This window comes from Mucilaginibacter lacusdianchii (assembly GCF_009770985.1).
Classification (GTDB): Bacteria; Bacteroidota; Bacteroidia; order Sphingobacteriales; family Sphingobacteriaceae; genus Mucilaginibacter; species Mucilaginibacter lacusdianchii.
Genome location: NZ_WSRW01000001.1, coordinates 380,626 through 399,993, shown reverse-complemented (window position 1 = coordinate 399,993; position 19,368 = coordinate 380,626). Strand labels below are relative to the sequence as shown.

General features: G+C 42.0%; 16 protein-coding genes. 6 read left to right on the top strand and 10 right to left on the bottom strand.

The window, feature by feature from the left end:
- Nucleotides 1-11: 11 nt before the first annotated feature.
- The 3 genes from GPM24_RS01805 to GPM24_RS01795 form a co-directional block, all read right to left on the bottom strand.
- Nucleotides 12-452: a carboxymuconolactone decarboxylase family protein gene (locus tag GPM24_RS01805; RefSeq protein WP_158825029.1), complete on the bottom strand. Its 441-nt coding sequence runs from the start codon at nt 450-452 to the stop codon at nt 12-14.
- A 107-nt stretch (nt 453-559) separates the two neighbouring features.
- Entirely contained in the window at nt 560-1,129 is a 570-nt protein-coding gene (locus GPM24_RS01800; protein WP_158825028.1) for a Crp/Fnr family transcriptional regulator, read from the bottom strand.
- A gap of 27 nt (nt 1,130-1,156) precedes the next feature.
- Complete coding sequence (locus GPM24_RS01795; protein WP_158825027.1) at nt 1,157-1,711, bottom strand: GNAT family N-acetyltransferase; 555 nt, start codon at nt 1,709-1,711, stop codon at nt 1,157-1,159.
- 205 nt (nt 1,712-1,916) lie between these two features.
- Between GPM24_RS01795 and dnaK the strand changes: the two genes are divergently transcribed.
- On the top strand, nt 1,917-3,827 hold the full coding sequence (gene dnaK / locus GPM24_RS01790) for a molecular chaperone DnaK (protein WP_158825026.1): 1,911 nt from the start codon (nt 1,917-1,919) through the stop codon (nt 3,825-3,827).
- Between the two features lie 110 nt (nt 3,828-3,937).
- Here the strand turns inward: dnaK and GPM24_RS01785 are convergent, their stop codons facing one another.
- From GPM24_RS01785 to GPM24_RS01775, 3 genes are all read right to left on the bottom strand, one after another.
- Entirely contained in the window at nt 3,938-6,208 is a 2,271-nt protein-coding gene (locus tag GPM24_RS01785) for a glycoside hydrolase family 31 protein (RefSeq protein ID WP_158825025.1), read from the bottom strand.
- Nucleotides 6,209-6,378: 170 nt separating this feature from the next.
- Nucleotides 6,379-7,734, bottom strand: coding sequence for a BamA/TamA family outer membrane protein (locus GPM24_RS01780; RefSeq protein ID WP_233268708.1), 1,356 nt, complete (start codon nt 7,732-7,734; stop codon nt 6,379-6,381).
- Nucleotides 7,735-7,899: 165 nt separating this feature from the next.
- Nucleotides 7,900-10,290 (bottom strand): ATP-binding protein, encoded by a 2,391-nt coding sequence (locus GPM24_RS01775; RefSeq protein ID WP_158825024.1) that lies wholly within the window; start codon nt 10,288-10,290, stop codon nt 7,900-7,902.
- Between the two features lie 281 nt (nt 10,291-10,571).
- On the opposite strand from GPM24_RS01775, the gene GPM24_RS01770 reads away from it, so the two are divergent.
- The gene (locus tag GPM24_RS01770; RefSeq protein ID WP_158825023.1) at nt 10,572-11,201 is read left to right on the top strand and encodes a TlpA family protein disulfide reductase; all 630 of its coding nucleotides are present in this window, start codon (nt 10,572-10,574) and stop codon (nt 11,199-11,201) included.
- Nucleotides 11,202-11,248: 47 nt separating this feature from the next.
- Here GPM24_RS01770 and GPM24_RS01765 read toward each other — a convergent pair whose 3' ends face one another.
- The 3 genes from GPM24_RS01765 to GPM24_RS01755 form a co-directional block, all read right to left on the bottom strand.
- The gene (locus GPM24_RS01765) at nt 11,249-12,148 is read right to left on the bottom strand and encodes a nucleotidyltransferase family protein (RefSeq protein WP_158825022.1); all 900 of its coding nucleotides are present in this window, start codon (nt 12,146-12,148) and stop codon (nt 11,249-11,251) included.
- An 82-nt stretch (nt 12,149-12,230) separates the two neighbouring features.
- A complete protein-coding gene (locus GPM24_RS01760) occupies nt 12,231-13,346 on the bottom strand; it encodes a M42 family metallopeptidase (protein ID WP_158825021.1) in 1,116 nt (371 codons plus the stop codon).
- A 217-nt stretch (nt 13,347-13,563) separates the two neighbouring features.
- Nucleotides 13,564-13,986 carry a GNAT family N-acetyltransferase gene (locus GPM24_RS01755; RefSeq protein ID WP_158825020.1) on the bottom strand — a complete coding sequence of 141 codons (423 nt, stop codon included), beginning with the start codon at nt 13,984-13,986 and terminating at the stop codon, nt 13,564-13,566.
- Nucleotides 13,987-14,205: 219 nt separating this feature from the next.
- Between GPM24_RS01755 and GPM24_RS01750 the strand changes: the two genes are divergently transcribed.
- The 4 genes from GPM24_RS01750 to GPM24_RS01735 all read left to right on the top strand — a co-directional run bounded on the left by GPM24_RS01750 (nt 14,206) and on the right by GPM24_RS01735 (nt 17,477).
- Complete coding sequence (locus GPM24_RS01750) at nt 14,206-14,424, top strand: hypothetical protein (RefSeq protein ID WP_158825019.1); 219 nt, start codon at nt 14,206-14,208, stop codon at nt 14,422-14,424.
- Between the two features lie 378 nt (nt 14,425-14,802).
- Nucleotides 14,803-15,561 (top strand): YoaK family protein, encoded by a 759-nt coding sequence (locus tag GPM24_RS01745; protein WP_158825018.1) that lies wholly within the window; start codon nt 14,803-14,805, stop codon nt 15,559-15,561.
- 39 nt (nt 15,562-15,600) lie between these two features.
- A complete protein-coding gene (can, locus tag GPM24_RS01740; RefSeq protein WP_233268707.1) occupies nt 15,601-16,257 on the top strand; it encodes a carbonate dehydratase in 657 nt (218 codons plus the stop codon).
- A 185-nt stretch (nt 16,258-16,442) separates the two neighbouring features.
- On the top strand, nt 16,443-17,477 hold the full coding sequence (locus tag GPM24_RS01735; protein ID WP_158825016.1) for a threonine aldolase family protein: 1,035 nt from the start codon (nt 16,443-16,445) through the stop codon (nt 17,475-17,477).
- Between the two features lie 207 nt (nt 17,478-17,684).
- Here GPM24_RS01735 and pruA read toward each other — a convergent pair whose 3' ends face one another.
- Nucleotides 17,685-19,316 carry an L-glutamate gamma-semialdehyde dehydrogenase gene (gene pruA, locus GPM24_RS01730; RefSeq protein ID WP_158825015.1) on the bottom strand — a complete coding sequence of 544 codons (1,632 nt, stop codon included), beginning with the start codon at nt 19,314-19,316 and terminating at the stop codon, nt 17,685-17,687.
- Nucleotides 19,317-19,368: the final 52 nt, after the last annotated feature.

Here is a 19,368-nt window from a genome sequence, read left to right as displayed (position 1 = left end):
TTTGTACCGTTTTACGCTAATGCCGGTTGTAATTGCGTTGTGATAGCAATGCGATTCCAGGCGTTGATAGTTACTGCTGCCATGATTACCTGAGCGGTTGTATTTTCACCTAATACTTTTACAGCGTTGCTGTAAGTTTCCGCGCTTACACCGTTCTGTATTTTTGTTATTTCTTCAGTGAGTGAAAGAATTGCTCGTTCTGTTTCTGTAAAAAGCGTCGTTTCGTGCCATGCGTTAAGTAAATAAATACGCTGTTCGCTTTCACCTAATTTGCGCGCGTCTTTAGTATGCATATCCAGGCAAAAGGCACAGCCATTTATTTGTGAGGCTCGTATTTTAATGAGTTCGTAATGGTTGCGGTTCAACCCGCTTTTATGCACATAAGTTTCTAAAGTCATCATAGCTTTGTAAGCCTCGGGATCTACCTGGTTAATATTGATTCTGGTTTCCATGATTTTTGATTTGTTGTATTAATTGATCAGCTGGCCAGCCATTGTATTAGCAAATGTCAACATACAACGGCACAAAAATCTTGATCATGATCAAGAAACGATATAAGCTACTGTTTTGCCCTTAAACGACTTAGAAACTCTGGCGAGAAGCCTAAGTAGGATGCGAGCATGTACTGCGGTACACGCTGCACAAATTCAGGAAATCGGCTGGCAAAATGGTGATACTTTTCTTCACCTGAAAGGTCTGTAAAAAAGATTAACCGGGTTTGCGCCGCGGCATAAGCACGTTGATATATACGCCTGAAATAATGTTCCAGCTTAGGCAATATGCTCAGTAATTCTTCTTGCTTATCCTGCTTAAGTATTATTAGTTTACTCTCTTGTACCGCTTGCAGGTAAAATGCTGTAGGGGTATGTGAAGTAAAACTAGTATAATCGGTTATCCACCAGTTATCGATACCAAACTGTACAATTTGTTCTGTACCGCTTTTTTTAACGAAATACATTCTTACACATCCTTCAATTACGAAGTATTGTGCATTGCACTTGTCGCCTTCGCTAAACAAATAATGCTTTTTATTTATCTCCTCATATTTAAGATAACTTATAACAAGTTTTTGCTCATCATTAGTGAGTTGAACAAACTTTTGAATATGGTTAAGCAGTGCATTGTACATATGTAAATTAGAGTTTTTTAGTGCGAGTTACAGAGCTTTTAAAAAGTCCTTTAGAAGCAATTGGCGTTTCTGTAGTTTATAAAACAGCAATTTCGTTCCTGCTCTTACTTGTTTAAAACCAACCTTTAATAATACTTTTTGTGATGCGATATTATCAACTGATGTATCAGCAACAATCGTTTTCAGCACACTAAAAGAAAACCCCCATTGTAATATAGTAAGTAATGCCTCTGTAGCATAACCTTTGCCCCAGTGGTGCTGGTCTATCATATAACCAACGGATGTTTCGCCATAATCATCAGGGTAACCGCCAAATCCAATACTGCCTACGGCTGTATTAATGCTTTTATCAATAATTTCCCAATTGGTATACCAGGTATACAGGTCAGGATATCTTAAGGTATCAGGCAGCCATATATTTTGCATGGCTTCGGCCATTTCCCTTTGAAATAGGATCGGGACCTTCAAGTTCGATTGCTTTAAACTCAGCGATTTTTCAAGCGCAGCCCGATTAGCCCGGCACAGTAATAACTGCTGGTGGTTTAAGGCTATCAATTTCAATCTGGCCGATTCTAAGAACATGTCTAAAGTTATAAAGTTATATGCTAAGGCATCTAACAATCACGTCATAATCTGCCAAGCTGTCATCGGATTGTCTGCCTGCACTGACGAAAGTATAACCTGTGTCTGATTTTAAATAATATTTTCTGCCATTAGCGCCTTGGCACAAGGGTTGATAAATAAGAGTAGTTAATCACAAGGTTTAATCAAAGGAAAAATCAATCATATGTCTAAAATCATTGGAATCGACTTAGGAACAACAAACTCCTGTGTGTCCGTAATGGAAGGTAACGAGCCGGTAGTTATTGCCAACAGCGAGGGTAAACGCACTACACCATCCGTAGTTGCTTTTGTTGATAATGGTGAACGTAAAGTAGGTGACCCTGCTAAACGTCAATCTATTACCAACCCTAAAAAGACAATTTATTCAATTAAGCGTTTTATGGGTAACCAATTTAGTGAGGTTACCACCGAAACTGGTCGTGTGCCTTACGCTGTAGTAAGAGGCGACAACAATACTCCACGTGTTGAAATTGACGACCGTAAATATACGCCACAAGAAATCTCAGCAATGATTCTTCAAAAAATGAAGAAAACTGCCGAAGACTTTTTGGGTACTGAAGTAACCGAAGCGGTTATTACCGTTCCGGCTTACTTTAACGATGCTCAGCGTCAAGCTACTAAAGAGGCTGGTGAAATCGCCGGCTTGAAAGTACGTCGTATTATCAACGAACCTACTGCTGCTGCTTTGGCTTACGGGTTAGATAAAGCGCACAAAGACATGAAAATCGCAGTATTTGACTGTGGTGGTGGTACACATGACGTGTCTGTATTAGAGTTAGGTGATGGCGTGTTTGAAGTAAAAGCTACCGACGGTGATACACACTTAGGTGGTGACGACTTTGACCAGGTTATTATCGACTGGCTGGCCGACGAATTTAAAAGCGATGAAGGTGTTGACCTGCGCCGCGACCCAATGGCCTTACAGCGCTTAAAAGAAGCTGCTGAGAAAGCTAAAATTGAGTTGTCAAGCTCTACTCAAACCGAGATCAACTTACCATACATTACTGCTGCCGATGGTATGCCTAAACACTTGGTTAAATCATTAACCCGTGCAAAATTTGAGCAATTGGCTGACAGCTTAATTAAACGTACTATTGAGCCTTGCCGCACTGCATTGAAAAATGCTGGTTACAGCACTTCAGATATCGATGAGATCATTCTGGTAGGTGGTTCAACCCGTATTCCTGCTATTCAGGAAGCGGTACAAAAATTCTTCGGTAAAGCGCCTTCAAAAGGTGTTAACCCTGATGAGGTCGTAGCTATCGGTGCAGCTATTCAAGGTGGTGTATTAAGCGGCGACGTAAAAGACGTATTGCTGTTAGATGTTACGCCTCTTTCATTAGGTATCGAAACTATGGGTGGTGTGATGACTAAGCTTATCGAGTCAAACACTACTATCCCAAGCAAAAAGTCAGAAACTTTCTCTACTGCGTCTGATAACCAGCCATCTGTAGAGATCCACATTTTGCAAGGTGAGCGCCCAATGGCTTCTCAAAACCGTACCTTAGGTCGCTTCCACCTGGATAGCATTCCGCCAGCGCCTCGTGGTGTGCCTCAAATCGAAGTAACTTTTGATATTGATGCTAACGGTATCCTGCATGTATCAGCTAAAGATAAAGCTACTGGTAAAGAGCAAAAAATCCGTATCGAAGCTTCATCTGGCTTAACTGATGCCGAGATTAAGAAAATGAAAGAAGAAGCTGAAGCTAATGCTGATGCTGACAGAAAGGCAAAAGAAGAAGTTGAAAAACTGAACTCTGCTGATGCCCTGATCTTCTCAACTGAAAAACAACTGAAAGAATACGGTGATAAAATCCCGGCTGACAAAAAAGCACCTATCGAATCTGCTTTAGAGCGTTTGAAAACTGCTTACTCAGCTAAAAACCTGCCAGATATTGAAGTAGCTCAAAGCGAGCTGAACAACGCCTGGAGCGCTGCTTCTGAAGACATGTACAAAGCCACTGCCGATGGCCAGCCACAAGGCGGTCAGCCAGGTGCTGATGCCGGCGCAGGTGCAGGCACTCAAAACGGTGGTGATGCCGTTACTGATGTTGACTTTGAAGAAGTAAAATAAGTAATAGTTTTGTAATAGATGAAAGCCTCTGACCGTTATGGTTAGAGGCTTTTTTGTTTTGAGGCTTTCAGTGTTGTTGAGAAGAGGAAAATACTGCCAAACAAATAGCACTACTGTATTTTATAAACAATCACAATCTTATCTTGAACATTATCCACTTCCTGAATAGCAATTCTGTTATCAAACCCATGCCAAACCATGGTTATCTTATTATACTTTGATACAAAAGAACCTTCAACAGCACATATCGTAACCTCTTGATTAGCCGGATCAAAACTGATAGTACGTTTATAAAAAGCACCATGCTCATAATCATACGTATTACCATCATCTTCGTAATATATAAAGCTGGTAGGTTTGTCACCCTGCCATACATGCAGTTGCATTACGCCATCGCCAGCATCAGCGGTACTTTGTACAATATTTTGCATGGGGATGATGGCACCGGCTTTTACAAATACCGGTAAGTCGGTCAAAGGAGCATCAACTTCATATGTGTTTCCTCCAGTGTAACGCTCGTCACTGCTTAAACGGTACCAAGCACCTTGTGGCAAATAGACTTTTGCTGTATGGGCATAGCTTACAACCGGTGCAACCAATAAAGCATCACCAAACATAAACTGGTTTTGATAATCTTCAAAATACACACTTTTATCATATGTATAATCTATGGCCAATGTACGGCTTACCGGCATACCGGTTTGGCTGGCTTCATAAAATGTTGAATACAGGTAGGGTAGCAGGCGATAACGCTGCTCAATATCCTTTTTAATAATGGCTTCATTTTCGGGCCCGAAGCGCCAGGGCTCACGCATATCAGCCTCTTTCATGGCATGGTTACGGAACATAGGTGTATAAGTGCCTAATGAGTTCCAGCGAACCATCAGTTCGGGCGATGGGTTGCCGGCAAAGCCACCAATGTCTACGCCTACAAAGGCCATCCCGGTAAGTCCTAAACTGTTCACCAGGCGATGGCCTAGCAATAGATGTTCATCAGTAGCGGCGTTATCACCCGTCCATACGGCCGAGTAGCGTTGCATGCCTGAATATGCCGCACGGGTAAGCACAAACGGACGCTTGTTGCCTAAGAGTTTGCGCGTACCTTCATAAGTAGCGCGCGCCATTTGCATGCCATATGCATTGCGTACCTCGGGCATGAATTGATCGCCAAATTTTACAATTGGGGGAATGTTCTGGTTCCAGGCCGAAGGTTCGTTCATGTCGTTCCAAAAACCGTCTACACCAGGCTCGGTCAAAGTATTGAATGATGTTCCCCACCATTCGCGCACGTCCTCTCTAAAAAAGTCGGGGTAATGGCAGCGGCCGGGCCATACTTCGCCTACATAATTTTCGCCATTAGGGTAAGTGGCAAAGTAACCCTTTTCAACCCCTTCATCATATTGCTGATAGCCTTGCTCCACTTTAATACCGGGATCAACAATAGTTACCAGTTTAAAGTTGATGTCTTTTAGTTGGTTGATAAAATCTTTCGGCCTTGCAAAGGTTTCTTTATTCCAGGTAAAAATTTTAAAGTCCTGCATGTAATCAATATCGCAGTAAATTACATCGGCAGGTATTTGCCTGTCCCGAAAGCCCTGTGCTATTTCCAGCACCTCATCGGCACTCATATAACTCCATCGGCATTGCTGATAACCCAGGCTCCATAACGGCGGCATTTCCATTCGGCCAGTAAGCCAGGTGTAATCTTTAATAATCTCGGCTACGGTTTGAGCTCCAAAAAAGTAATAGTTCAGGTCACCAGCATCAGCGCCAATCCACATAAACTGATTGTCGGTAGACGCCGCAAAGTCAAAATAAGAGCGATGCGTATTATCCAGAAACAAACCATAAGTTAATCCGCTGTGAATGCCTATGTAAAATGGGAAGGTTTTATATAACGGATCGGTTAAGAGTTGATAATCTGCAGCGTCGGTATTCCAGTTTACGTAAGCACTACCTCTGCGATTGAGGTTACCTACTTTTTCGCCCAAGCCAATAAATTTTTCGTCGGGTTGTACAGAACGGTGGTTTATTACTTTGGCATCCTGCCAAGCGGTAGCAAAACGGTCATCATCTTTGCTTAACAACACACCATCAGCCGTATAAAAAGCAACGCGGAGCGGGTCTTTTTGAATACGAACCTGTAAGGCAGTGGTGTTGATAACAATCTCTTGCAATGTTTCCTCATAGCTCAAATCAGGTAACGGTTCGCGAATAACTGCAAAAGAAGTATCCGGTTTATTAGCTTGTGTAGTGATGTTTACCCGTATTACCGTAGAACTGTAAACACTTACCTGTACCTGCGCTTCGGCAGTGTTCAGCAATAAAGTGTCGTTGTGCTGATTGATGCTTTGGGTGTTACTAATAATCTTAAATTCCATAAGGGTGTTATATTAACCTCGCTTAATAACCTTTTAATTAGTTAGGGAACAGTTACACAATTTTATAGTTTGCCGTTACTTGCTTTGTGAGTTAGTAAAAGCATAGTGTACTGACACGGATGGTAGTATCCACAGTTTTTAATTAATTTTATGCGTAAGTAAAAGGGTTTTTAAAAAGCCTCATTCAATCCCAAAAAGAAGCCTTTTGCACCATATCGGCCAAAGGCATAATCCAGGCATAAATTGGTGCGGGTTGCTTTGTTAAACAACACCCTTAAACCACCGCCGGCCCCAGGCTGCCATTGCTGAAATATTTTAGTGCCGGTTTCATCATTAGCAGTTTGCACATTAGCGAAAGTTACGCCGCTTAAAAATTTGTTGCGGGTGATAGGAAAGCGGTATTCCAGTTCAGAATAATAAAATTGCGGCGCCTTAAAATAGCCAACGGTATAGCCCCGGCCACTTCGCAAACTAGGGTCTTTAGCAGTACCCGGTAATTCCAGGTAAGGCATTGCCCCGCTTAATACGGCGGCTCCCCAGTTCCAGAAGGCTAATACGTGTTCGGGGTTGCGTCTTGATAGGCTCCAGTATTTTCGCATGTCTGCTGTAAATACGGTAGCGTTGCGCGTACTGCCCAGCCAGGTTTGGTTAATACGTATACCCGCATCAGCATAAATGCCTTTATAAGCACGGTTCTGATTGTCACGGGAAGTATATTCTACGTTAAACATTAATCCGTTTGATGAATAGCTATTGGGATTAAACCCATACCTTTCGCTGTAAATATAATAGGGTGTAGATGGCACCGACTGGTCGCCAGCGGCACGATCTTCAATTTTTCGACGGATATCAAAAGACACCCCGGCACCTACAAAAAGATCATGCGCTACCTGCTTATACACTCTTTCCCTAAAATTATAATACTGTGAATGTAATGCGTAACCTTTGCGTTGCGGATCGTTTAAAATCTGGTCGGTGGGGTTGTTGCTGGGGCTGCGGCCAATACCCAATCCAAAATCAGGTGTAACGGTTTTGGCAGCCACTAAGCTGCCTTGCAAATTCCATTTATTGCCGGGCGTAAAAACATTATGATTTACATAAAAGTAAATAATGCCTTTGGTGGTGATGGAAGCAGATGTAGCAGCCACCGACATGAGTGTATTAGGCGTACTACCCAGCACTCTTCCGGCTACCGCTTTAATGCCGATTTGAAACCCAATACTAGGGTTGGCCCCTACGTTGGGGATAACGGTAATGCCCGAAGGTTTTTTTTGAACAGAATCGGCCTTACGGTGCGGATGAAAAATATCTTTGAACAAATTACCTATGTCATACTGGTTCTGCAAAGAATCGGTACGTGGCCTTACGGGTTTAGGCTTTATCCGTAACGAATCTTCTTTCAAAGAATCAGCAGGCGCGGCCACTTGACTATATACATAGCTAGGTAAGCCTGTCAGTAAAATGCCTGATAAAAGAATCCCCCAAAAAGTAAATTTACTACAGGTGGTATGATGCTTTTTTGCCACGGTACAAGTGCTTAATTTGGGGATATGAAATCGTTTATATCCTCTAACACTGAACTATCAATTACTCAAAATGTTTGAAGTATAACGTTAGCACAATTTTGCATAGTAACGCCAGCGAGCCTATATGTTACCAGAATGAGTATGGGCAATGTGAAGCCTGAAAATTTAAATGATTACTTCAGGCGGACTATTAAAAATGTATTGATATACCTTGCTGTACAGTTCATCGGGCAAAAAGGGTTTTACAATAATATCATCCATGCCTGCCAGTTCTACCTGTGTTTCTATTTCAGACGGAAGGGCTGCAGTAAGGGCAATAATAGGGGTGTTGATACCTTTAGTACGCATGGTTCTGGCCGATTCGTAGCCATCCATCACCGGCATATGAATATCCATTAGTACCAGTTTGTGAATAGCGGTATCAATTTTATTTAAAGCTTGTTGCCCATCGGTAGCAACATCAACCAATGCCCCCCAGCGCTTTAGAAAAGATTGAGCCACCATAATGTTCATCGGGTTGTCGTCTACCACCAACACCCGTAAACCGGTGAACGGTTTTTCGTCTTTTAACTTATTGGGTTCTATTGAGGGCAGCTTAGATAGGTTGCCACCTTTTTCAAAAGTTTGTACAAAACAAAAAGTAGACCCCCGTCCTTCTTCACTTTTTACCCGCAACGTAGAGTGCTGTAGCTCCAGTATTTTTTTACAGATGGCCAGGCCCAATCCGGTACCACCAAAGCCCCTGGATATAGAAGAATCGGCTTGTGTAAAGCGGTCAAAAATTAAAGCCTGCTTTTGAGCCGAAATGCCAATCCCTGTATCGCTCACCTCAAATAACAAGGTAACAAAATTTGCATTTTGCTCTTGCACCCGGATAGTAACCTTAACCTCGCCAACCGATGTGAATTTAATGGCGTTGTGAACCAAATTAGTTATCACCTGCGATGTACGGGTTGGATCGCCCAATATTTTGTTTTGTAGCGCTGTATCTGTCGCAAAGTTTAATTGAAGGCCCTTATCTTGTGCCGAACTAAGCAGGCTGGTAACCACGCTTTGCGCAATACCCATTACATCCATCTCGATGTTTTCCAGCTTGATCATACCTGCTTCAATTTTACTGTAATCCAGTATGTCGTTAACAATGTTAAGCAGGTTGTTGGCAGAAAAGATCATAGCGTTCAACTGCTCGCGTTGATCGTCGCGCGGATTGTTTTTCAGCAACAAGTGGCTCATGCCCACTACCGAGTTCAATGGCGTTCTAATTTCATGGCTCATGGTGCTCAAAAACTCCGACTTGGCTTTCAAACCCTCTGCAGCCTGCTCGCCTGCTTTTTTGAGCAGATAGGCTACCCGACCAGACAGGATCATGGATTGTAAAAAGAAAAAAGCGATGTAGCCTGCAAAGCTAAAAAGGGTAAAGGAAGAAATGATTGCCCAGTAATGCAGCAAGCTGATCGTAAACAACACCATCAGCACCAAAGCACTTGCCAATGAATACACTGAACCTTGGCGTTTGTTACGATAGGCCTTGATGTATAAAAATGGTACATATGCAATGCAAAACACCGCCACAAGTAGAAAAGGATCCATTAGTTGTGTAAAGTACAACGGAGGAAGCAGGAGTGTAGCAACTGAAAAAAGAAGACTAATGCCGCCTACTGTAAAAACAATACGCGTGTTCTGATCTTGCGGATACAGGTAACGACAATAAAAACCAAACAGGCCAATGCTGGCATATAAGCTGATGTATTCCAATCGTGCCGCTAGGTCCCAGTCAAAATTGGGCAATATGGTGTGTAGCTCATAATTACCTGACCCTATAATACGGTAGCTATAGGCAAGGGTAAACAAGGCAAAAAACAGAATAGCTTTATCGCGGTTGCCAAACAGGTATAAACCAAAAAAGAACAGGCCGCCCATCATCAAGCATCCGGCCAAAAGTAGGTCGGCTGCATATGCACGCTTTTGCTGTAATTCGATAACCTCTTTTTTGCCGATAACAATAGGCTGGTTAATGCCACCTTTTGAATGGACAAAGTTGGCCACTTGCAAAATAAGTTTCAAAGTATCGGTATGTAGCGGTACATCAAAGGTTTTGCTTTCCCAATGCGGTTTAAAGCCTTTTGCCGAAGTGCTCACTTTGCCGTTTTCGGCTACTATTTTTCCATTAGCATATAAACGATATGCACAGTATACATCAGGCACTATCACTTGAAGCGGGCCGGCAGTTTTAGGCAATAATACGGTGGTGCTATAACTGGCGTAACCAAAGGCAGGTAACGGTTTATTATTGAGCAAATGACCATTCCATAATTGAGGAAATTGTATAAGCTGACCTGTTTGTTTGTCAGAACTTTCGGAGTTTACCAACTGCCCCCAGGTAAACAACCACCTGCCGTTTAGATTGATTTTGGTTGCGAAGCTTTGCTTGCGCAGGTCTAAAATGCTTTGCGGCGTTTTATTTGCGTGGCTACTGCCTGATGCCGCACAATAAGCCGGAGAGCTGTTGAGCAGCAAAATAGTAATAAGCCAGAACAAGGGCCGAAAGAAGTTCATGAGTATCAATCAATAGTTACACCTCCGTATCTGGTGGGTTTATGGGTGATGCTACAATAGCTGTTGCAGCCCTATCCAATAATTAAACCAGAGCCGGAAATTAAATCAGGATAAACAAAATTACGCCATATTACAATGAATATGAAATATAATGGCTTGAACGTAAATACTTAATAAAAAGTTAAGCTAGTCAACTTATAAAATATCTTTAATGCAATAACTGTTAATTGGTAGTAATGTATTTGTTAACCAAAGGTTATCTTTAGTTAACTAAGTAAACCATGAAAAACCTTTTGCACATTACGTTCTTTTTAATTGCATCTATTTTAGGTGCTCACGCGCAGCCAAAACGGCAGCATAATACACTGAAAATCCCCAACCTTCGGGTGCTTGACTTGAATGGGAAGTATGATAATTTGAAAAGTATGGCAGCTGGTAAAATCACGGTGCTTGATTGCTGGTTTATTCCATGCCCGCCTTGCTTTCGTGAATTAGGAATGTTGCACAAATTATATTTTAAGTACCGCAGCAATTCACGAATTAATTTTGTTACCCTGTGTCGTACCGATCCCGCCTTGGTTAAAGATTTTTTGGCAAAAGATGCGTCCATGAGCAAGTATCAGGCTATGTATGAAAATTTTAGCGGACGTAAAGATTTTAAAATGCCTGTTTATTTTATTCCTGGCTGCAATCAAAAAATATATAACGGTAAGTTTTTTGCAAGTTATAAGCCGGATAATGAGCGTGCCTGCCCTAATGTTTTATTTAATTTTAAAGGCTATCCAACACTGATGATTTTCAATCAGCAAGGAAAATGCATTTTCTTTAAAACTGGTTACGATGCCAGTGAGGAAAAAGCGTATTTAGGTAAACTGGAAAAAATATTAAATCAAGAACTTCGTAAAAAATAAAAAGCCTGCTCACAAGAGCAGGCTTTTTATAATGGGTGATTAAAAGCTTATGACCACAAGTTGCTTGGGTAAGTGCCATTTTCAACCAGTTCAGAAATGCTTTGCTGCACAATTGGCTTATCTTCTTTGTAAGTAACACCAAACCATTTGTTGCCGGTTGGAATTACTTTGAATGAAGCCGTACCGGTTTTAATCAGTTCGTCTGCCACCAGCGGAATAAAGAACTCAGCTTTAGGGTTGTTTTCGTTAGCTTCAACAAAACGTTTGAACATAGCTTCGCTTTGTTTGAAAACAGCAGGAGTAAAGCCCCAGAAATTCATCGATACACGGGTATCAGGCGCTAATTGGTGTTCACCTTCAGTATCTTTGTAAAATACATCGCCGTCTTTGAAGTAAACTTCAGTACGTTCGTTGATTTCAACCATATTACCGTTTTCATCTACTTTACATACACCGCGAGATACAGAACCGTAGTCAGATAAAGTACGGTCAATCTGGTAACCCATTAATGAATAATTATCATCGGCAACTTCAGTAGTTAAAAACTGAGCCATTTTTTCAAAGGCTTCGTAACCATAAAAGTCATCAGCGTTAATTACACAAAAAGGCTCATTTACTTGGTTGCGGGCTGCTAAAACAGCATGTGCAGTACCCCAAGGTTTAGCACGATCAATAGTTTTGTCTATACCAAACTGGGTTAAATCGTAGCTTTGAAATACGTAATCGGTTTCTACCCGACCTTGTAGTTTAGGCTCAAATTTAGCTTTAAAAGCCTCCGCAAATTCTTCGCGAATGATAAAGCTTATTTTACCAAAGCCAGCTTTAATAGCATCATATATAGAATAGTCAATGATGGTTTCGCCATTTGGGCCAAAGCCATCCACTTGCTTCATACTTCCGTAGCGGCTGGCCATACCAGCGGCCAGGATAAGTAGTGTAGGTTTCATATTAAATTGTTAAAGTAAGCGAATATAAGCTTAGTGGAAAGCCTATAAACATGTTAAAGGTTGAATTGTTTTGGATTGCGTATTATTTGATATACCTGAAATCTTGTCCGGCTTCTAAGTTCAGCAAAGTTTCATAAATCAGGCGAATCACATTGTCTACATCTTCTTTATGAATCATCTCTACTGTAGTATGCATGTAGCGTAGCGGCAAAGAAATAAGGGCAGATGGTACCCCATCATTTGAATATGCAAATGCATCAGTATCTGTTCCGGTTGAGCGTGATGACGCCTGGCGCTGGAACGGAATATTTGCTTTTTGAGCCGATTCGATCAACAAACGGTTTAAATTATTTTGAACAGCAGGTGCGTATGATACCACCGGACCACGACCGCAAGCCAAATCGCCTTGCACTATTTTATTGATCATTGGTGTTTGTGTGTCATGCGTAACATCTGTTACAATAGCTACATTCGGTTTAATGCGATGTGCAATCATTTCGGCACCGCGTAAGCCTATTTCTTCCTGAACGGCATTTACAATATATAAGCCGAAAGGTAATTGCTTGTTGTTTTCTTTCAGCAAACGTGCTACCTCGGCAATCATAAAGCCGCCAGCACGGTTGTCCAAAGCACGGCCAACATAATAGCGGTCGTTCAGTACGGTAAACTCATCTTCATAAGTAATTACGCAACCTACATGGATACCTAATTTTTCTACCTCTTCTTTGGATGTACAACCGCAATCCAAAAAGATATTTTTAAGGGTAGGTGCTTCTTCCTTTTCGCCACCCGAACGTGTGTGAATAGCAGGCCAGCCGAACACGGCTTTTACAACGCCATTATCAGTATGGATGTTTACGCGTTTGGATGGTGCAATTTGATGATCGGAGCCGCCATTGCGAATTACGTAGATCAGGCCATCACTGGTGATGTAATTTACAAACCAAGATATTTCATCAGCGTGGGCCTCAATTACTACCTTGTATTCGGCCTGTGGATTAATAACGCCTACGGCAGTGCCATAGTTGTCTACAAAGTATTCGTCAATATAAGGCTTTATGTATTCCAGCCAAAGTTCCTGACCTTTCCATTCAAAACCGGTAGGCGAGGGGTTATTGATGTATTTCTCGAAAAATGCAAGAGAGCTGTTTGTTACCACGGCCTGGTGCTGTGGTTTTTCATTTTCTTGTTCAGCCATATTCAATTATAAAATAAAGATGTTTTTGATAAGCATGATGAGCAAATATAATAAAGCTGCTGTAAGTGCAATATTTTATCCCAGCTTTGTATCGGATAATTATAAAGTTGTTAATGCTTTAATATAAAGTTCATATCAGAAGCCTTGTTTTGGGTAAGTAAAATTTTTTCAAGAGTTAATGACTGAACCGGTTTTGGGGAAAACCGGTTCTTTTATTTTACAGCTCTTTTTCAAAAACCTCAAAGGTAATATTGTTGCGGGTAAAAGTATTGCCCGTGGTGCGGAAGCCGGCTTTCTGATAAAAGTTTACAGCAGACAGGCGTGCGTTGCACCATAACCGTGTACCGCCCTGTAATTGCGCAAATTCTGTAATGTATTGCAGCATCAGTGCACCGATGCCTTGGTTTTGAAATGCAGAAGAGATAGCGAATTTTCGGAACTGAAAATCGTTTGCCTTTTGAAAAAGTGAAATAACGCCCACCAGTTTGTCGGCTGTAAAAGCGCCAAAGTGCAGGCCCTGGTTGTCTTCGTCCATTGCCATGGCATGCAATGGCTCGTTGGGGTAAAGTACCTCGTTGCGCAAACGCCAGGTAAGTTGGGGCCTTATTTGTTCAATAGTAACATTGTTTCTTATAGCCATCAATAAATAAAATTCAATTCGCGCGTTAAAGTAAAAACTTGTTAAAAGCCTGACAATATTATTTGATAATATTTGTTATACTTGCGTAGAGTGAAAACGCAGAGTTACAAAATAGGAATTAGCCTCTTATTTATAACCATCTTTTTTATAAAGATGGTTATATCGGTTGCCCCTGCGTTTTTAAGTTTAAGTAATAATAAAACTGTAAAGGCTGTAATTATGCAGTTAGAACAGGAAAATAAAAACGAAAAAGATACTGCGGAAAAAGATGCAGCCAAAGAAAAAAAGTTTTGCGACGAAAACTTTGTGCACATCTACGCTCATCAGCATATCATTCAAATAATTGAAACCAATTTATTGCTGATTCATGAGCATGCTTTTTCTCCGCAGGTGTATCATCCTACCGTACCTACCCCTCCTCCAAACACACTGGTATAACTATATCCTGGACTAATACTGTCCACACATAGTTGTTGTTATTGTTTACCGTGTTTTAATTTCATTGTTTCATAATCGTGCAGCAAGGGTATGCATCAGGCGTTTTGCATCTGCACTTTTATTTCATGTACAATAATATAAAAAAATCTGGCAGATAATATGGCACCTTCAACTCATACTACGTCTTTTTTGCTGAACGACCTTTTTAAGTTGTTATAAGTTTGGTTATCACATCTGCATTAAAGGAAGTTTTGATATGATGTATGTACGCTTTTAAAGCGCTGGTTTATAAAAGATAAATGAAGTTACTTAAGAAATCTAATTTAAAAACAAGTTAAACACCCCCTGCGTATTACAGGCAGTTGATTGTTATATATTATGCTCAGAAATTTTAAAGACGAACGTACACTGAAAGAGAACCTGATGCTGGCATCTTCCACAGCTTTTGTGTCAGGCGTGACGAATGTAGCTAGTGTGCTCGCCTTTTTGGTGTTTACTGCTAATGTTACCGGGCACGTAGCAACACTGGCCAAAAACATTGTTGAACAGGATTTGCATGAAATTAAAGTATTTGCCCTTTGGCTTTTGGCTTTCTTTACCGGAACATTTCTGGCCAATTTTTTAGTACGATCCATACGCGATACCAGCCGGTATAAGGCTCATGCAACGCCTATTATTATTGAAACGGTTGTCTTATTACTGGTAGCTGTTTATGGGCACCATTTTTACGAAGAAACAGAAACCGAGCGGATATTTGTTATTACCGCTCTGTTGTTTTCAATGGGTTTGCAAAATGGCTTGGTATCTAATATATCAGGCGGGTTAATTAAAACCACGCACCTTACCGGCTTATTTACTGATCTAGGCAGTGATGTGGCCGAACGGCTGCATACCCAGGTAGATAAGGCAAAGGCAGTAAATGAGCGCATTTATGTACGCATTACTATTCTGGCATTTTATATCATCGGCGGATTGGTTGGCGGTTACTTCTTTAATAAGTATGATATGTTGATATTCTATTTTATACCAGCCATATTATTAACAATTTTGTACTACGATCTGTCGCCATTGGCTTTGCATAAGTTAACGCAATGGCTATCCGGAAATAACCGTAAAAAGCAAACAACCAGCATTTAATCAACTCACTTTAAAAATACAATAACTATGTGTGCTCAAATGAATAATGAAATTCACGACACCAGCCATATTTCTTACGAAAGTTTGCTGGAAGGTAACAAACAGTTTGTTGCTAAATCATTAGCTGAAGACCCCGAATTTTTTGACAAGCTGGCTAACGGCCAAAAGCCACCAATTTTATGGATAGGTTGTGCCGATAGCCGCGTACCAGCCAACCAAATTACCAATACTAAACCAGGCGAGATATTTGTTCACCGCAACATTGCCAATGTGGTAGTGCATACCGATATGAACATGCTGTCGGTATTGGACTATGCTGTAAATGTATTGCAGGTAAAACATGTAATTGTGGTAGGGCACTACGGCTGCGGCGGTGTGCTGGCGGCCATGAGTAACCAACAGGTAGGCCTGATTGACAACTGGCTGCGCCATATTAAAGACGTTTATCGTTACCATACCAAAGAACTGGATGCCATAACCGACGAAAAAGAGCGTGGTAACCGACTGGTTGAATTAAACGTAGCCGAAGGTGTGCAAAATTTATCCAAAACTTCTATTGTGCAGAACGCCTGGAAAAATGGACAAAATCTTAGTATTCATGGGTGGGTGTACGCTTTGGCTACCGGCGAAATTACAGACCTGAAAGTGAGTTGCAGCAACAACACCAACTTAAACGAGGTGTTCCGTTTTGAATAATTGACCTTCCCAATATATTCTCAATTAGTGTTTAATTAATGTTTAATCCAAAAAGCGGGCGCGAGGCCCGCTTTTTTTATGGATGATGGCATATGCGGTTTGTACCGCCGGCATGTAAAAAAAGCGTTGCGTTTTAATCTACTCAAGCAACAATAACCTAAATTCGGCGCAAGTACTCAACAATAATGAAATATAGTTTTAAGAACGATTATAGCGAAGGCGCTCACCCTGCAATACTGCAGGCACTGGTGGATAACAACCTGAAGCAGCAGCCCGGATACGGAGATGATGAATACACACAAGAAGCGGTAGCATTGATACGTAAAAAGATTGGTAACCCAGCGGCAAATGTTCATCTGGTATCGGGTGGTACACAGGCTAACCTTATTGTAATTGCCTCCATACTTCGCCCGCATGAGTCGGTTATTGCTGCATCAACCGGCCATATTAATGTGCACGAAACAGGGGCTATCGAAGCTACAGGTCACCGTATTGAAGCTGTGCCTACAACCGATGGTAAGCTAAAGCCCGAGCATATATGGGGCGTGCTTAGCAAGTTTGAGGAAGTGCATATGACGCGGCCTCGACTGGTATACATATCCAACTCTACAGAAATTGGGACCATATACACACGTCAGGAACTAGTTGATTTATCCAATTGCTGTCGTGAAAATGGCTTATACCTTTTTTTAGACGGTGCCCGACTGGCATCGGCCTTATGTGCCGAAGGGAGTGACATGACTTTAACCGATTTAGGCACTTATACAGACGTATTCTATATTGGTGGTACAAAAAATGGAACCTTACTGGGCGAAGCTATTGTGATTAACAACCCTGCCCTGCAAACCGATTTTAGATACCACCTGAAACAGCGTGGTGCGTTGCTGGCCAAAGGCCGTATTTTAGGTATCCAGTTTGCGGAATTGTTTAGGGGTGATTTGTTTTTTGAGATGGCCCGCCATGCCAACCAACTGGCCGCCCGCTTGTCTGACGCATTTGTGCGCCTAGGCTTTCCGTTGCTTACCGTATCTACTACCAACCAAATTTTTCCTATCCTTACCCAAACCGTTATTCAGCAGTTGTTGGAACAGTTTGAGTTTTACCAATGGCAAAAGATTGATGAATACCATGCGGCTATCCGTTTGGTAACTAGCTGGTCAACGCCTGATGAGGCGGTAGATAAGTTTATTGAAACGCTGGAGACTATTGCGGCAAAGTAACAACACTCTATTTTTCAAATAAAAAAGCCGACTGCATATTTTTACCGTCGGCTTTCTTATTTTATAAGTTGTCATTGCGAGGAACGAAGCAATCCCGTCGAATGGTTACAAACGCGAGTGGATTGCCACGCTATCGCTCGCAATGATAAATGTTAAATCCAGCAACCTCTTAGCTCCTGGTTCTTGACTCTAATTTTTATTGCCAACCTATTCCTTCACCAAAAACGGATAACGATAGTCTTTTGGCGGATCGAAAGTTTCTTTAATAGTTCGCGGCGATACCCAGCGCAACAGGTTCAGCATAGAACCGGCCTTATCATTAGTACCCGAGCCGCGTGCACCACCAAATGGTTGCTGGCCCACTACGGCACCTGTTGGTTTATCATTAATATAAAAGTTGCCGGCTGCATTACGTAAGCGGTAGGTGGCTAATGAAATGGCGTAACGGTCTTGTGCAATGATAGAACCGGTTAGGGCGTATGGCGATGTTTTGTCAACAATGTCCATGATTTTTTCGAATTCATCATCCTCATAAACATAAACCGTTAGTACCGGGCCAAACAGCTCTTCGCACATCGTCAGGTAATAAGGGTCTTGCACCTGGATAACAGTTGGCTCAATAAAGTAACCTGCTGATTTATCGTATTTACCACCTGCTATAATTTCTACACTATCATCAGCCTGAGCTTCATCAATGTATTTAGCCAGTTTATCAAACGAAGCTTCGCTGATTACGGCATTCACAAAGTTTTCGAAATCCTCAACCGGACCAACTTTAAACGAAGCGATATCGCGTTGCATTTTTTCTTTAACAGCCGGCCATAATGATTTTGGTACATAAGCACGTGAAGCTGCTGAACATTTTTGTCCCTGGTACTCAAATGCACCACGCACCAGCGCTGTAGCTACCACGTCAGCATCGGCACTGCTGTGGGCTAACACAAAGTCTTTGCCGCCGGTTTCGCCTACAATGCGTGGGTAACCACGGTAAAGGTGAATATTAGAGCCGATGATTTTCCACAAGTTTTGGAATACATGGGTTGAACCGGTAAAGTGTAAACCGGCAAAGTCAGGGTGACTGAAAATAACATCGCCCGCAACAGGACCGTCAACACTAATTAAATTAATTACACCTGGAGGCACGCCAGCTTCGTTGAAAATCTGCATCAAAACATTGGCTGCATAAATTTGGGTAGGCGCAGGTTTCCAAACCACCACGTTACCCATTAGGGCAGGAGCGGCGCACAGGTTGCCGGCAATGGCCGTAAAATTAAACGGTGTAATGGCAAACACAAAACCTTCCAGCGGGCGTTGCTCTAAACGGTTCCAGGTGCCTTTACCCGATTGCGGTTGCTGTGCATAAATCTCGGTCATGTAATGCACATTGAAGCGCAAAAAGTCTATCAGCTCGCAAGCCGCATCAATTTCGGCCTGGTAAGCATTCTTAGACTGGCCCAGCATGGTAGCTGCGTTGATTTTAGCGCGGTACGGACCGGCTACCAAATCGGCAGCTTTTAAAAAGATGGCAGCACGCTGTTCCCAAGGTAAATTTTCCCAAGCCTCTTTAGCAGCCAAGGCAGCATCAATAGCAGCTTTTACATGGCTGGCATCACCTTCATGATAAGTAGCCAGTAAATGTTTATGATCGTGCGGCGGATGCACTTCCAGCGTTTTGCCGGTGCGCACTTCCTGTCCGCCAATGTACATGGGTATATCTATCACCTGTCCGCGGGCTTCATTGAGCGCGGCTTTCAGGGCGGCACGCTCTGCACTGTGCGGGCCGTAGTTGAGTACCGGCTCATTTATAGGCTCCGGCACATTAAAAAATCCTTTTAGCATAGACGCAGTTTTTTTCGCAAAGATAGGGGTTTAAGAGGAGATGTGCGAATAG

What these genes read in the sequence shown, in the direction of transcription:
- GPM24_RS01805 (WP_158825029.1), bottom strand. Translation starts at nt 452, where the DNA reads ATGGAAACCAGAATCAATATTAACCAGGTAGATCCCGAGGCTTACAAA.
- GPM24_RS01800 (WP_158825028.1), bottom strand. Translation starts at nt 1,129, where the DNA reads ATGTACAATGCACTGCTTAACCATATTCAAAAGTTTGTTCAACTCACT.
- GPM24_RS01795 (WP_158825027.1), bottom strand. Translation starts at nt 1,711, where the DNA reads ATGTTCTTAGAATCGGCCAGATTGAAATTGATAGCCTTAAACCACCAG.
- dnaK (WP_158825026.1), top strand. Translation starts at nt 1,917, where the DNA reads ATGTCTAAAATCATTGGAATCGACTTAGGAACAACAAACTCCTGTGTG.
- GPM24_RS01785 (WP_158825025.1), bottom strand. Translation starts at nt 6,208, where the DNA reads ATGGAATTTAAGATTATTAGTAACACCCAAAGCATCAATCAGCACAAC.
- GPM24_RS01775 (WP_158825024.1), bottom strand. Translation starts at nt 10,290, where the DNA reads ATGAACTTCTTTCGGCCCTTGTTCTGGCTTATTACTATTTTGCTGCTC.
- GPM24_RS01770 (WP_158825023.1), top strand. Translation starts at nt 10,572, where the DNA reads ATGAAAAACCTTTTGCACATTACGTTCTTTTTAATTGCATCTATTTTA.
- GPM24_RS01765 (WP_158825022.1), bottom strand. Translation starts at nt 12,148, where the DNA reads ATGAAACCTACACTACTTATCCTGGCCGCTGGTATGGCCAGCCGCTAC.
- GPM24_RS01760 (WP_158825021.1), bottom strand. Translation starts at nt 13,346, where the DNA reads ATGGCTGAACAAGAAAATGAAAAACCACAGCACCAGGCCGTGGTAACA.
- GPM24_RS01755 (WP_158825020.1), bottom strand. Translation starts at nt 13,986, where the DNA reads ATGGCTATAAGAAACAATGTTACTATTGAACAAATAAGGCCCCAACTT.
- GPM24_RS01750 (WP_158825019.1), top strand. Translation starts at nt 14,206, where the DNA reads ATGCAGTTAGAACAGGAAAATAAAAACGAAAAAGATACTGCGGAAAAA.
- GPM24_RS01745 (WP_158825018.1), top strand. Translation starts at nt 14,803, where the DNA reads ATGCTCAGAAATTTTAAAGACGAACGTACACTGAAAGAGAACCTGATG.
- can (WP_233268707.1), top strand. Translation starts at nt 15,601, where the DNA reads ATGAATAATGAAATTCACGACACCAGCCATATTTCTTACGAAAGTTTG.
- GPM24_RS01735 (WP_158825016.1), top strand. Translation starts at nt 16,443, where the DNA reads ATGAAATATAGTTTTAAGAACGATTATAGCGAAGGCGCTCACCCTGCA.
- pruA (WP_158825015.1), bottom strand. Translation starts at nt 19,316, where the DNA reads ATGCTAAAAGGATTTTTTAATGTGCCGGAGCCTATAAATGAGCCGGTA.